General features: G+C 42.7%; 9 protein-coding genes and 1 tRNA gene. 6 read left to right on the top strand and 4 right to left on the bottom strand.

Going from position 1 to position 13,582, the window contains the following annotated elements; genetic code table 11:
- Positions 1-118: 118 nt before the first annotated feature.
- Positions 119-1,720, top strand: coding sequence for an alpha-amylase family glycosyl hydrolase (locus FC093_RS18160; protein WP_137263229.1), 1,602 nt, complete (start codon positions 119-121; stop codon positions 1,718-1,720).
- 279 nt (positions 1,721-1,999) lie between these two features.
- Here the strand turns inward: FC093_RS18160 and FC093_RS18155 are convergent.
- The 3 genes from FC093_RS18155 to FC093_RS18145 all read right to left on the bottom strand — a co-directional run bounded on the left by FC093_RS18155 (position 2,000) and on the right by FC093_RS18145 (position 5,297).
- Positions 2,000-2,070 (bottom strand) — tRNA-Gln (locus FC093_RS18155).
- Positions 2,071-2,208: 138 nt separating this feature from the next.
- Positions 2,209-2,949, bottom strand: a complete 741-nt coding sequence (locus FC093_RS18150) for an MlaE family ABC transporter permease (protein ID WP_137263228.1) — start codon at positions 2,947-2,949, stop codon at positions 2,209-2,211.
- The gene (locus FC093_RS18145) at positions 2,949-5,297 is read right to left on the bottom strand and encodes an NADP-dependent malic enzyme (protein WP_137263227.1); all 2,349 of its coding nucleotides are present in this window, start codon (positions 5,295-5,297) and stop codon (positions 2,949-2,951) included. Before FC093_RS18145 ends, FC093_RS18150 begins: the two co-directional genes overlap by 1 nt.
- 559 nt (positions 5,298-5,856) lie before the next feature.
- Between FC093_RS18145 and FC093_RS18140 the strand changes: the two genes are divergently transcribed.
- The 5 genes from FC093_RS18140 (at position 5,857) to FC093_RS18120 (ending at position 12,064) form a co-directional block, all read left to right on the top strand.
- Complete coding sequence (locus tag FC093_RS18140; RefSeq protein ID WP_137263226.1) at positions 5,857-6,348, top strand: VOC family protein; 492 nt, start codon at positions 5,857-5,859, stop codon at positions 6,346-6,348.
- A 255-nt stretch (positions 6,349-6,603) separates the two neighbouring features.
- Positions 6,604-7,680: an alkaline phosphatase family protein gene (locus FC093_RS18135; RefSeq protein ID WP_137263225.1), complete on the top strand. Its 1,077-nt coding sequence runs from the start codon at positions 6,604-6,606 to the stop codon at positions 7,678-7,680.
- A 305-nt stretch (positions 7,681-7,985) separates the two neighbouring features.
- Positions 7,986-10,055 (top strand): OPT family oligopeptide transporter, encoded by a 2,070-nt coding sequence (locus FC093_RS18130; RefSeq protein WP_137263224.1) that lies wholly within the window; start codon positions 7,986-7,988, stop codon positions 10,053-10,055.
- Positions 10,056-10,166: 111 nt separating this feature from the next.
- Positions 10,167-11,342 carry a dipeptidase gene (locus tag FC093_RS18125; RefSeq protein WP_137263223.1) on the top strand — a complete coding sequence of 392 codons (1,176 nt, stop codon included), beginning with the start codon at positions 10,167-10,169 and terminating at the stop codon, positions 11,340-11,342.
- A gap of 29 nt (positions 11,343-11,371) precedes the next feature.
- Positions 11,372-12,064 (top strand): SIR2 family NAD-dependent protein deacylase, encoded by a 693-nt coding sequence (locus FC093_RS18120; RefSeq protein WP_137263222.1) that lies wholly within the window; start codon positions 11,372-11,374, stop codon positions 12,062-12,064.
- A gap of 12 nt (positions 12,065-12,076) precedes the next feature.
- Here FC093_RS18120 and FC093_RS18115 read toward each other — a convergent pair whose 3' ends face one another.
- Positions 12,077-13,573: a saccharopine dehydrogenase C-terminal domain-containing protein gene (locus FC093_RS18115; RefSeq protein WP_137263221.1), complete on the bottom strand. Its 1,497-nt coding sequence runs from the start codon at positions 13,571-13,573 to the stop codon at positions 12,077-12,079.
- Positions 13,574-13,582 lie beyond the last annotated feature (9 nt).

The following is a 13,582-nucleotide window of genomic DNA, read 5'->3' as shown; positions in this document are numbered from 1 at the left end:
CTGCCACTATTAATGCGGATGTAACTACCTGCTCCTTGCTTTTACAATCAACCTTTACTTATACTGGCAACACTTTTGCGCAGCAAACAATTTTAACCACAAAACGGGCAGCATACTTATGAATGATCAACAATACCTCTGGTGGCAAACAGGCATCATTTATCAGATTTATCCGCGTTCTTTTCAGGATAGCAATGGCGATGGCGTAGGCGACTTAAAGGGCATCATTAAACGTTTAGATTATCTGCAATGGCTGGGTATTACGGCAGTGTGGCTGTCGCCTATTTATCCGTCGCCCATGGCAGATTTTGGCTACGATATTTCAGATTATGAAGGCATCCACACGCTTTTTGGTACGATGGAGGACTTTGATGAACTGCTGAAAGAAGTACATAACAGAGGTATGAAACTCATTCTTGATTTAGTACCCAACCATACCTCCAATCAGCATCCGTGGTTTTTGGAATCACGATCTTCCAGAAACAACCCCAAACGTGACTGGTATATATGGCGCGATGCTAAAGAAGACGGTACGCCGCCTAATAACTGGCTGAGCGTATTTGGTGGCAGTGCATGGGAGTGGGACGAAAAAACAGGGCAGTATTATTATCATGCTTTTTTAAAAGAACAACCCGATCTCAACTGGCGCAATCCCGAAGTGCAGGAAGCCATGTTCAACGTCATGCGTTTTTGGCTGGATAAAGGGGTAGATGGTTTCAGGGTAGATGTAATGTGGCACATGATAAAAGATGCCAGACTGCGTGACGAGCCCGTAAATGTAGATTATCAGCCGCATATGGCTACTTATGAGCAACTATTGCATGTGTACAGTACCGACCAGCCCGAAGTACACGACATAGTCCGCAAAATGCGCGGGGTACTGGATGAATATAAGGAGCGTATGATGATTGGTGAAGTGTACCTGCCTGTGCACAGGCTTATTGGATACTACGGAGTAAACAACACCGGTGCGCACCTGCCATTTAATTTTCAATTGCTATCGCTGCCCTGGGATGCACGTCAGATTGCTGCTGCTATTGATGAATACGAGGGTGCTTTGCCGGCGAATAGCTGGCCCAACTGGGTGCTGGGTAATCACGACCAGCCGCGCATCACCAGCCGCGTGGGCTTGCAGCAGGCAAGAGTAGCAGCTATGTTACTGCTTACACTACGCGGCACACCTACGGTTTATTACGGCGATGAAATAGCCATGCAGGACGTAGCTATTCCGTTTGAGGAAGTGCAGGACCCGCAGGGATTGAATATGCCCGATAAAAACCTGAGCCGCGATCCTGCACGCACGCCCATGCAGTGGGACAGCAGCGAGCATGCAGGCTTTACTACGGGCAAGCCCTGGCTGCGCCTGCACCGTAGTTACCGTCGCCGGAATGTAACCATCGAAAAAGAAGACCGCTATTCAATGCTATGCCTGTATAAGCGCTTGATAGAACTGCGGCAAAAGGAACCTGCACTCATGACAGGTGCTTACATACCCGTGTATGCCGACCAACATGCGCTGGCCTACATTCGCCAGGATAATGGTGCTTCCAAATACCTGATGGTGCTTAACCTTAGCAATGCTCCATGTTATTTTACGCCCAAAAATTTTCCCTTTACAGGCAGAGTGGTATTGGCAACTACTCCCGAACTGGAAGGACTGACATTTACCAACACACTGGCACTTGGTGGTGCAGAAGCGGTAATTATGAAAATAGAGTAGGAGAGAATTAATTAAGAGGAGGCCTTGCTAAGGAAATTCATTTGGCAAAAGGTTTTGATTTGTTTTGGTTGAAATGATAATTCGGAATAATATTGAGTATGTATGCTTAGTTCGATTCTATAATCGAAAGCTGTTACTATCACGCTGAAATTATAAAATGTAAAACCAATAAAAAGTAAAGAAATCTTGTGAACAGCAGTATATAGAAGCCGGCGAATAAAGCTAAAAATTGTATGGATATCAGAAATAAAAAAGAGCATATTTCTATGCTCTTTTTTGTTGCCCGACCTGGATTCGAACCAAGACATACAGAACCAAAATCTGTTGTACTACCCTTATACTATCGGGCAATCGGTTTAGTGGGCTGCAAAAATAAGGGTGTAACTATAATCATCCAAAAGAATATCGTCTCCAGCAGTAATATTTATTCTCACAAAGATCTGTAAAAATGCTGCGCTTTCTTTTCATCAGTGATACGAGTAAAAACATTACAAGAGCAGCGCTGCCAGCATATAATCGGCCATCAATATCAAAATACAGCTTACTACTACCGATTTGGTGCTGGCGCGTCCAATCTCCAGCGCACCGCCTTTTACATTAAAGCCATAATAAGCTGAAATGCTGGAAATAATAAAGGCAAATGTATATGCCTTAATCAGCGCAAAAGTTAAATTGAATGGAACAAAAGATTGTTTTAAACCAGCATCAAATACATCTACCGAAAGAATGTTGGCGGCACTGGCAGCAATACGTCCGCCTAAAATAGCAAGAAACAGCGATATGGAAATGAGCATGGGAATAACTAACAACGACGCCAGAATCTTAGGTAGTATCAGGTAACTTTCGGCGCTGATGCCCATAATTTTAAGCGCGTCAATCTGCTCGCTTACCCGCATATTGCCCAGTTCGCTGGCTATTTTGCTGCCTACCACACCGGCCAGCACAATGCACACCACGGTAGGCGACAGTTCCAGCATAATGGTATCCCGCGCAATCATACCAATAGTTGCTTTGGGTATTAACGGCGATACCAATTGGTAAGCCGTTTGCACCGTAGTCACTGCTCCCAAAAACACCGAAATAATTACCACAATCGGCAGTGAGCCAATCCCTATTTCGGCACATTGGTGCATAAACTCGCGCCAGTACATTTTGGCATTTTCCGGCTTATGAAACATTGCTTTGAGTGTAAGCAAGTACCTGCCGGTATGGGTAAGAAGAGAAGCCATTATTGTATTACTTTTCGTTTATTCTTTTTTAGTTTATTCCACCAGGGCAACTGCGCTACTATTTCATCCACATTGTTGCGCGATCGTTGTTGTGCATCCACCACTGCAATATTAGCCATATTAATGATACTGCGCACTGAACTGCCTAATTGCAACACATGCACCGGCCGCTTGATGCCCAATAAGATAGGACCGATAGCATCGGCGCCGCCCACCTCTTTTAGTAAATTGTATGCCACGTTTCCGGCAGCGAGATTTGGAAAAATAAGTGTATTCACTTCTTCATCCACCAGATCGCTGAACGGATAATTATCGCGCAGCACCTCGTTGTTAAACGGTAGCCAGGCTTGCATTTCGCCATCTACTATCAATGATGGATTGTGTTGTTTTAAAATACGCGTAGCTTCTGCTACCAGCTTTGCTTCGGGCGAATTGTTGCTGCCAAAGTTGCTGTAGCTCAGCATGGCAATGCGTGGTGTTAAATTGAAATTGCGTACTTCTTTGGCTACCAGCAAAGCAATATCCGCCAGTTCTTCGGCAGTAGGATTGAAGTTGACCGTAGTATCTGCCAGAAAAAGTGGTCCACGCTTGGTAAGCAAGAGATACATGCCGGCTATTTTCTTTACGCCTTCTTCTGTACCAATAATTTGCAAAGCCGGGCGGATGGCTTCGGTATAATTACGGGTTAATCCCGAAATCAACGCATCGGCATCGCCCATTTCCACCATCATACACCCAAAATAGTTGCGGTCATTCATTATCTTTTTGCTTTCGTACAAGTTGAAGCCTTTACGCTGCCGTTTACTAAAAAAGACCGTCGCATACCGTTCCTTCTGCTCGTCTGTTTCGGGGCTGTGTGGGTCAATAATAGGCATTTCGGAAATGTCTATTTTATTAGCCGTTGCTATTTCATTAATGGCTTGTTTATTTCCAAGCAATATAGGATAAGCTACCCCTTCTTCGTATACAATGCTGGCTGCTTTTAGTATCTTTTGATTGTCCGCCTCTGCAAAAACAATCCGTTGCGGGTTGCGGCGTGCCTTGCTGCCCACTACACGAATAATTTGATTATCCAGGCCCAGCCGTTTATTAAGTTCAATGGCATACGTTTCCCAATCGGTAATCGGCTGCCGGGCTACGTTGCTTTCTATGGCGGCTTTTGCCACTGCGGGTGCAACAGTTATCAACAAGCGCGGATCAAGTGGTTTGGGTATAATATAATCGGGGCCAAAAGCCATATTACGCTGGTTGTAAGCCAAATTTACAATATCGGGTACTGCTGTTTTTGCCAATTGTGCCAACGCTTTTACGGCTGCCAGTTTCATTTCTTCGTTGATGCATTTAGCTCTTACATCCAGCGCGCCGCGAAAGATATACGGAAAGCCAAGCACATTATTTACCTGGTTGGGGTAATCGCTGCGGCCGGTAGCCATAATAATATCACGGCGGGCTGAAGTAGCGGCTTCGTACGTAATTTCCGGGTCGGGATTTGCCATGGCAAACACAATGGGTTTGGGCGCCATGCTGTTAATCATATCGGGCGTTACTACATTGCCTACACTTAAACCCACAAAAATATCCGCACCTTGTATAGCTTCTGTCAGCGTCCAATCTGCCCTGTTTACGGCAAATTTCCGTTTGATGTCGTCCAGATCAGTTCGTTCCTGGTGCAGTACGCCATCTTTATCAAATAAAATAAAATTCTTGTATTGCGCACCTAATGATACATACAACTGCACACAAGCCATAGCTGCAGCACCCGCACCATTTACTGCAAAGCGTACTTCTTCTATTTTTTTATCCTGCAGTTCCAGTGCATTCAGCAACGCCGCACTGCTAATGATAGCGGTGCCATGCTGATCGTCGTGCATGACGGGTATGGAAAGCTGTTCGCGCAATTCACGTTCGATATAAAAACATTCCGGCGCTTTAATGTCTTCTAGGTTGATGCCACCAAAAGTGGGCTCTAATGCTTTTACAATCTGGACAAATTTTTCGGGATCGGTTTCGTTTATTTCAATATCAAACACATCAATATCGGCAAAGATTTTAAACAACACGCCTTTACCTTCCATCACCGGCTTACTGGCCTCGGGACCAATATTGCCCAAGCCAAGCACCGCCGTACCATTGCTGATGACGGCTACCAGATTGCCTTTGGCAGTGTATTTATACGCACATTCTTTATCACTAAAAATTTCTTTGCAAGGCTCGGCAACACCAGGGCTGTAAGCAAGTGATAAATCGCGCTGCGTTTTGGCTTCTTTGGTAGATACAACTTCTATTTTGCCGGGGCGACCTTTGGAGTGGTACTCCAGCGCCTGTTCTTTTTGAAGCGGTTGAGACATAAAATGAGTTTTAGAATAACGATGCTGTTAAGTAACAAGTGTTCATAGGATGATTTCAGTATAATAGTTCTTATTTGTCACTTTTTTCTTGATAAAAAAGTAACCAAAAAGTATGAATGTATTGATGTTTTTTCAATGGTATTCATCAGAACGCTTCGCTTGGTTATTTCGGGAACTATTATCTTCTTTTGCCTCCATGAACCACTTTGTGGGTTCAGGGACAACCCGATCGCTCCGCGCATACGTCCACGTCTTCCCGCCACTTACTCTAAGATGGATTTTAGTATTGGAGCAGATGGTTTGGCTTACTAAAAACTTCCGAACATTTGTACTGCTTTTATACAGTATGCAAAAGCGATGCAAAATACAACTAAATGCAGCATTGCTTCTTATATAAACTAATGTATAAGTTGAAATGTGATAGTTGATTGTTAGGAATGATGTGCATAAAGGATAATTTCTATTGTTATGCTTCAATCATAAGGCTATTGATAACTTTTGATATAACCTATCTTTGAAGAGAACAGCATTTTTGTCTTATTAATAAAGATTACAACACATGGAAGAAAAATACATCATACCTGCACAAACACATATAGGACATGTGCACTTAAAGGTATCCGACCTGGAGCGGTCGCTACAATTTTACCGCGACCTGCTGGGCTTTGAAGTAACAACTATGTACGGCAGGCAGGCAGCTTTTCTTTCTGCTGGTGGTTATCACCATCACATTGGTTTGAATACATGGTTAAGTAAAGGTGCTCCTCCGGCACCAGCACATAGTGCAGGCTTATATCATACAGCAATATTGTATCCAACAAGGAAAAATTTAGCTTCCATCTTAAATCGCTTAATCGCTGCACAATATCCGCTTACCGGCGCAAGCGACCACGGTGTTTCAGAAGCTATTTATTTAAATGATCCGGATAACAATGGTGTAGAATTGTATTGGGACCGGCCAAAAGAAGAGTGGCCTTACCACGAAGATGGTTCTTTGAATATGTACACCAAAGCGCTGGATATAGATAGTTTGTTGAGTGAGTTGAATTAATAAAAGGTTAATTATATAATAAATAGTCTTACAATCTGCTATTATTCTTTCATTCAAAGCAGGCTGAACTAACATTTATAAGCACGTTGGCAGTTTTATTGTATAATAATGTTATACAAAGCGGCATGCACTTCAACAGTCATTCAACTGTACGATGCATACTTGTTCAAAAGTCTTCCCCACCTATTAATGTAAACTTAATGATTGCTTCTCATTGGGTTTACAGGTAAGATAAAACTTTGCAAAACCTAACGTATGAAATGGTGTTTAACCTTGTTATTGTTAATGCAGTTACTTTTTGCACCAGCGCAATCTACCCAATCAGAAAATATATTTATCATAACGCTGGATGGTGTTCGCTGGCAGGAAATTTTTTCGGGCGCTGATGCTACTTTGATCAATAACACCCGTTTTACAAAGGATACCTCGCTGGCAAAGCAGATGTTTTGGGATAAATCGGTAGCGGAAAGGAGAAAAAAACTAATGCCTTTTTTCTGGAGTATAATAGCGCAGCGCGGACAGTTGTATGGCAATAGAAAGTATCGCAATAAAGTAAATGTTGCCAATAATCATCGGTTTTCTTATCCTGGTTACAACGAAATTCTGACTGGCTATCCCGCAGGAATTCATTCTAATAAACCTGTTGAAAACAAAAACACTAATATCCTTGAATTTTTAAATAATCAACCAGCTTACAACGATAAAGTAGTTGCTTTTACCTCATGGAGTATCTTTCCAAAGATATTAGGTACACAACGAAACGAATTGCCGGTGTATAGTGGCTACACGCCTTTGCCCGATACAGCCAATGCCCGTGTACAGTTATTGAACAAACTGCAGGAGGAGGTGATTGTTGATACCAATGCCACCCGTTATGATGCGCTTACCTTTGTAGCGGCGAAAGAGTATGTAGCGCAACATCTTCCCAAGGTTGTTTACATTTCTTTTGGTGATCCTGACGAGTGTGCTCACAGAGGCGAGTATGACCAATATCTTCAATCGTTGAACAATATTGACAGGATGATTGCGCAGCTTTGGTATTTTATTCAATCGAATCCCAATTATAAAGATAAAACCTCGTTGCTTATAACCACAGATCATGGTAGAGGTAAGAAGGTGAAACACTGGAAAAGTCATAATTTTTTATTGAGAGGCTCTGCAGATATCTGGCTGGCTTTGCTGGGTCCGGATATTAAACCGGCAGGTGAAATAAAAATGAAGCAGCAAATTTATCAGGAGCAAATTGCTAATACCATTGCAGCGCTGCTGGGTACAAACTTTACCACCGGGCACCCTGTTGCCGAGCCAATTGAATTATCCGTTGGGCATTGAAGAAGTTGAATGAAATAAAGTATTTATTTTGCGGAAGACTTGTTTCAAAGTACCGCTTGCTAATGCATTAAAGCTATTAAACTATTACTATTGAAAAGAGCACTTCTCCTGCTAATCGGATATTTACCTATCCTTACAACCCTCATTTACTATTTATAGTTATATAGTATGCTTGCGCTGTTTAATGGATGTATCTTACAACAAACCTATCCGTTTACTGCTACCACAAAATATAAAATCTTATAGCTGCAATATGCAATCAACCAATAACTATTACTTTTAAACTCCATAAAACTAACCATCAAATGCAGGAAAAGAAAACGTTTAAGCCCTTTGTACCAGCCGATGTACACATGAAAGAGTTTACGCTTAAAGCCATTGTGATGGGTTGTATTATGGGTTGCTTGTTTGGTGCTGCCAATGTATATTTAGCATTAAAAGCCGGACTTACCGTAAGTGCATCTATACCTATTGCAGTGATTGCCATTACCATCGGCAGAAAGCTGCTAAAAACAACGATTCTGGAAAATAATATCATTCAAACAACCGGTTCTGCCAGTGAGAGCATTGCTTCGGGCGTTGCTTTTACCCTGCCCGGTTTTTTATTCCTTTCAGTAGTAAATGATCAAAGCGTAGGCGAGCAATTTTTCAATTATCTCACGATATTAATCTTAGCCATTTTTGGCGGACTTTTAGGCACGCTGATGATGATACCACTGCGTCGGTCACTCATTGTAAAAGAACACGATACCTTGCCTTACCCTGAAGGTACCGCCTGTGCATCGGTGCTGAAAGCAGGAGAAAAGGGCGGCGATATTGCAAAAACAGCATTCTGGGGGGTAAGCGTGGCACTGGTATATGCTTTTTTACAGAGGATTGTTCATGTGGTTGCCGAAGTGCCGGAGTTCACTACTAAACTTACCAATAAATACTTTCCGGCAGCTAAAATTAGTGGAGAGATAACACCTGAATACCTCGGTGTAGGTTACATTATTGGCCCGCGTATTTCGGGTGCGCTGGTAGCTGGAGGCGTGTTATCATGGCTGGTGTTTAATCCTTTGCTGGCTACGCTAATACAAGACCAAACCATGATTGCAGCGCAACTGGTAAAGCTGGGATATTTAAGCAGTGTAACTATGCCCGGCGGACCGGGTAACTGGAACCCTGTCACGCACCAGTTTGCCGATACAGCCGATGCAATGTACCGCGCGTACATACGGCAGGTAGGTGCCGGTGCTGTTGCTGCAGGTGGTTTTATCACGTTGTTAAAAACCATTCCTACCATTATTTCTTCTTTTAAAGAAAGTATCGGTTCATTGAAAGATAAAGTAACTACCAATACCGTAGCGCGCACCGATAAAGACTTAAGTTTAAGTGTAGTGCTGATAGGTAGTCTTGCTCTGATATTGCTCATGGCTTTCATTCCCATGATTCCCGGCGATAGTGTATTGAGTAAATTATTGCTGGGTGTGTTGGTTGTAGTATTCGGTGCTTTTTTCGTAACTGTTTCATCCCGAATTGTGGGCATTATTGGTTCGAGCAACAACCCCATCAGTGGTATGACCATTGCCACCGTAATGGCAACGTGCCTGGTATTTATAGGTATTGGCTGGAGCGGCAAAACGTACGAACCAATGGTGCTGGTGGTGGGCGGTATGATATGTATTGCGGCGGCTAATGCAGGTGCTACTTCGCAAGACTTAAAAACGGGATATATTGTTGGCGCCACACCGCGTTTTCAGCAGATAGCACTTTTTATTGGCGCCATAGTCTCTTCTATTGTCATTGGATTTACCATAAAAGTACTGGATACGCCTACATCGGATATGATAAAGCAAGGCTTTACCCATGCCATTGGCACCGATAAATTTCCCGGTCCGCAGGCTACGCTCATGGCTACTTTGATAAAGGGCATTTTGTCTTTCAATCTGGATTGGCAGTTTGTATTTGTAGGCGTGGCGCTTGCGGTGGTAATGGAGTTGTGCGGTGTTAATTCACTCGGTTTTGCAGTGGGTGCTTATCTGCCATTGAGTACTACCTTGCCCATATTTGCCGGTGGTGCTGTGCGTGGCATAGTTGATTGGCGAAAGAGGAGCAAAGGCGAACAACCGGAAGAAGATGATTTAGGCAAAGGCAATTTGTTTGCAACCGGTCTGGTGGCGGGCGGCTCATTAGCCGGTGTAGCGGTTGCGCTGCTTACTGCCGGCAGCGAAAACATTGCCGCGCAACTGGAGAAGCTGAATGCCGAAAGTGGTTTGGAAAAGGCGTTAAGCCCCGAATTATATCAGCTATTAGGTGTGGTATTTTTTATAATCATGGCAATGATGCTCTACCGCATTGCAATGAAAAAAGAAAAGATAGTAATAACAGAATAAATGCACCTTCCTGTTATCATTAAACAAACTGCTGTACAAAGTATTAAGGTAAAATTCTAATGTAAAACCGTGAGCATAAACCTTTATCTTTCGCACTTAATGAATGTTGGAATGAAATATTGTTTGTTATTATTGTTTCTTTTTTCCTGTACTTTTTCGCAGGCGCAATCCTATAAAAAAATACATAAAAAAGCCATTGTTGCTGACTCGCACAACGATATATTATCTACCTGTATTGAAAAACACTACCGTTTTGATAATAACCTCAAAGTGAAAACCCATTCCGACCTCAACCGTATGCGCAAAGGCGGTATAGATGTACAGGTATTTTCTATCTGGTGCGATGGTTCTTTTGGTAAAGGGCAAGCGTTTAACAGGGCTATACGGGAGATAGATACTTTATATGCTGCTGCCGCACGCAACCCTGCAAAGATGAAAATTGTGAAGAATTATGCTGATCTGCAGGAAGCTTTACAACATAAACAGTTAGCAGCTATGATGGGCGTTGAAGGTGGTCACATGATAGAGGATAATTTGGCATATTTAGATAGTTTTAAAAACCGTGGTGTTTGCTATATGACGCTCACGTGGAATAATTCTCCATCATGGGCAACATCTGCAAGAGACGAAACACACGACTCTTTGCTACACCAGCCGAAAGGATTGAATGATTTTGGTAAACAGGTAGTAAAACGCATGAATGCGATGGGTATGATGATAGATGTAAGCCACGTAGGCGAGCAAACGTTCTGGGATGTTATCCATACCACTACCAAACCCATTATTGCCTCACACAGCGATGCGTATGCATTATGTCCGGTGCCACGTAATCTGAAGGATTCGCAGATTGTTGCGATTGCAAAAAACGGCGGGGTAATTGACATTAATTTTTATCCTGGTTTTATAGACAGCAGCTTTGAAAGAAAGTCGGACGCCTTTGATACGAGGCATAAAAAAGAAAGAGATTCATTATTAGCATTAAACCCTGAAAGCTACTATGCTTCTGATTATTTATATGCGGAATACAAGGATGAAATACAAGCGATGCGTCCACCGCTAAGCATGTTAATAGACCACATCGATTATCTGGTACAACTGGCAGGTATTGACCATGTGGGCTTAGGCTCCGACCTGGATGGCATTAGCATTACACCCCAACAGATAAATGATATTACCGATTATCCGCTTATTACTAAAGCACTAAAAAAACGTGGCTACAGCAAGAAAGATATTAAGAAAATTTTGGGCGAAAATTTCTTAAGAGTGTATAAGGCTAATCAATTGTAGATGATGGATAATTTATAAATAAAAGCATTATGGCAAAAAAGAAACTCGTAGTGCTCACAGGTGCTGGCATCAGTGCCGAAAGCGGACTGAAAACATTCAGAGACAGTGATGGTTTGTGGGAAGGGTATGATATACATGAAGTAGCTACGCCACGTGCTTGGAAAAAGAATCCGCAGTTGGTGCTCGATTTTTACAACATGCGCCGGCAGGATGTAGCTAAAGCGCAACCCAATGCCGCACACAAAGCCTTAGCTGATTTGGAGAAAGAATTTGATGTACACATAATTACTCAAAACATTGACGATCTGCACGAGCGTGCCGGCAGTACAAAGGTGCTGCATTTGCATGGCGAAATATTTAAGATGCGCAGCGAACAAAATGAAGAGCTGGTATATGAGATAAAAGGCGACATTAATCTGGGCAATTTGGCAGAGGATAAAGCACAACTGCGTCCGCATATTGTGTGGTTTGAAGAGCCCGTTCCCATGATTGAAAAAGCAGCTTACATTGCTGCAGAGGCAGATATTTTTGTAGTAGTTGGTACTTCGCTGGTGGTGTATCCGGCAGCAGGTTTGGTGCATTATGTAGCACCGTTTGTACCCAAGTTTATCATTGATAAAAACATTCCCGAAACAGGCTATTTACAAAATCTTACCGTAATTGAAAAGCCCGCTACAGAAGGTGTGAAAGACCTGCTGCAAATGTTGGAGAAGATGGAATAGTACCAATCCTGTTTACTCTTCTTCATAAAAAGCAATACCATGCTCTTTTAATACTTCCAGCACCGGCTCGTAAATGGATGGAATTACGGGAATATGCAAGCCGGTTTCTTTTATCTTTCCTTCCAGTATAAGCTTAGCTGCAATGCCGAGCGGCAAGCCAACCGTTTTTGCCATAGCAGTATGTACATTGTCTTTACCCTTTACTATTAAAGCGCTTCTGGCTATTGCCGGCTTGTTGTTTAATGTGTATTCAATTTCGTGCAGCATTACAACCATATCTTTATCGCTGGGTTGCAAAGCAAGTTTGTTTTCCAATATAAACTGCAATACATCAGCAGCACTGCAAAGTCCTTTATTAATCTGCATTTCATCGTCCAACCCCAAACAAAACAACTGCTTTAAGGTTAAATTGGCTTCATGCATTTTGCCGGCCACTGTTTCGGCAGCTTTATCTTTTACATCCTCAATAGCAACGCTGCTTAGTTCGCCATTTTCGTCCACTACCAAAAAGCCGTTGCTTTGCTCATCCTGTTCCTTGGCATTTTCTTCCGTTTCAATTATTTGTGTAAGCTGCGCCATCAACTCTTTAGCAAAACTTAATCGGCTCATCAGCATATCGTTGAGCCATTGGTCAAAGCCTTTTTTTTCAAAATGCTGCCTGAAGAACGCTGCAATGCTCAGCCCGTCTGTATTGTATTGTTTTTCTTCGTCGGTGAGCTTCAGGTCAATAATGTTCTTCCAGCCAAAACAAAAATCAGGGTGCCGGAGTGTGGTGCGGATAAAAGTGTGTGCCGCCTCTAAATGGTATAACTCCTGATAGCGGAGTGAATCGCGGTTGGGGTAAAAAGCATAGCTGCCAAGGTGCGGAATATGCACCATTTTGTTGTTGGTAAATAAATCGGGATATGACTTATGAATTTCCTGGCTTTCTTCCTTGTACATGGCACCGGCTTTACCCGCTAATACCACATTGCGCGGGTTCCAGCTTATTTTGTAATGCCATGGATTGTCGTCACTTTCGGGTGCTACCAATCCACCACAGTGCGATTTAAAAGAAGTAATTACACCCCCTTTTGCCTGTATAGAATGAATCAGTTGCATAGCACTCATGTGGTCTATGCCGGGATCAAGACCCATCTCGCACAGGAATAGCAGGTTGCGGTGGCGAATATCACTTTGCAACTTCTTTATTTCTTCATCCACATAAGAAGCGGTGAGTAAATGTTTATGAAACAGAATACAATCGAGTGCTATAAGATGGTGCAGGTGGGGTGGCATCAGCGAAATAACAACATGTGCTTTTTGCACCAACTCTTTCCGCTGCTGGTCATTCTCAATATTTACTTTAACTGCTTTTACCTGCGGATGATTGCCGGTTTTTTCTTTTGCTATCTTAAAATCGTAATCGGCTACTATTACATGCCATTTTTTCTCTGTAGCCAGTTGCTTCAAATAATCAATGAGCGCCGTAGCAGACTTGCCTGCGCCAAACAATACAATGCATTTCATAGGACGATA

The sequence above is a fragment of the Ilyomonas limi genome (assembly GCF_005233845.1).
GTDB classification, from domain to species: Bacteria; Bacteroidota; Bacteroidia; order Chitinophagales; family Chitinophagaceae; genus Ilyomonas; species Ilyomonas limi.
The sequence above is the reverse complement of the archived record's forward strand: the minus strand, read 5'-3'. Positions and strand labels throughout refer to the sequence as shown.

What these genes read in the sequence shown, in the direction of transcription:
- FC093_RS18160 (WP_137263229.1), top strand. Translation starts at nt 119, where the DNA reads ATGAATGATCAACAATACCTCTGGTGGCAAACAGGCATCATTTATCAG.
- FC093_RS18150 (WP_137263228.1), bottom strand. Translation starts at nt 2,949, where the DNA reads ATGGCTTCTCTTCTTACCCATACCGGCAGGTACTTGCTTACACTCAAA.
- FC093_RS18145 (WP_137263227.1), bottom strand. Translation starts at nt 5,297, where the DNA reads ATGTCTCAACCGCTTCAAAAAGAACAGGCGCTGGAGTACCACTCCAAA.
- FC093_RS18140 (WP_137263226.1), top strand. Translation starts at nt 5,857, where the DNA reads ATGGAAGAAAAATACATCATACCTGCACAAACACATATAGGACATGTG.
- FC093_RS18135 (WP_137263225.1), top strand. Translation starts at nt 6,604, where the DNA reads ATGAAATGGTGTTTAACCTTGTTATTGTTAATGCAGTTACTTTTTGCA.
- FC093_RS18130 (WP_137263224.1), top strand. Translation starts at nt 7,986, where the DNA reads ATGCAGGAAAAGAAAACGTTTAAGCCCTTTGTACCAGCCGATGTACAC.
- FC093_RS18125 (WP_137263223.1), top strand. Translation starts at nt 10,167, where the DNA reads ATGAAATATTGTTTGTTATTATTGTTTCTTTTTTCCTGTACTTTTTCG.
- FC093_RS18120 (WP_137263222.1), top strand. Translation starts at nt 11,372, where the DNA reads ATGGCAAAAAAGAAACTCGTAGTGCTCACAGGTGCTGGCATCAGTGCC.
- FC093_RS18115 (WP_137263221.1), bottom strand. Translation starts at nt 13,573, where the DNA reads ATGAAATGCATTGTATTGTTTGGCGCAGGCAAGTCTGCTACGGCGCTC.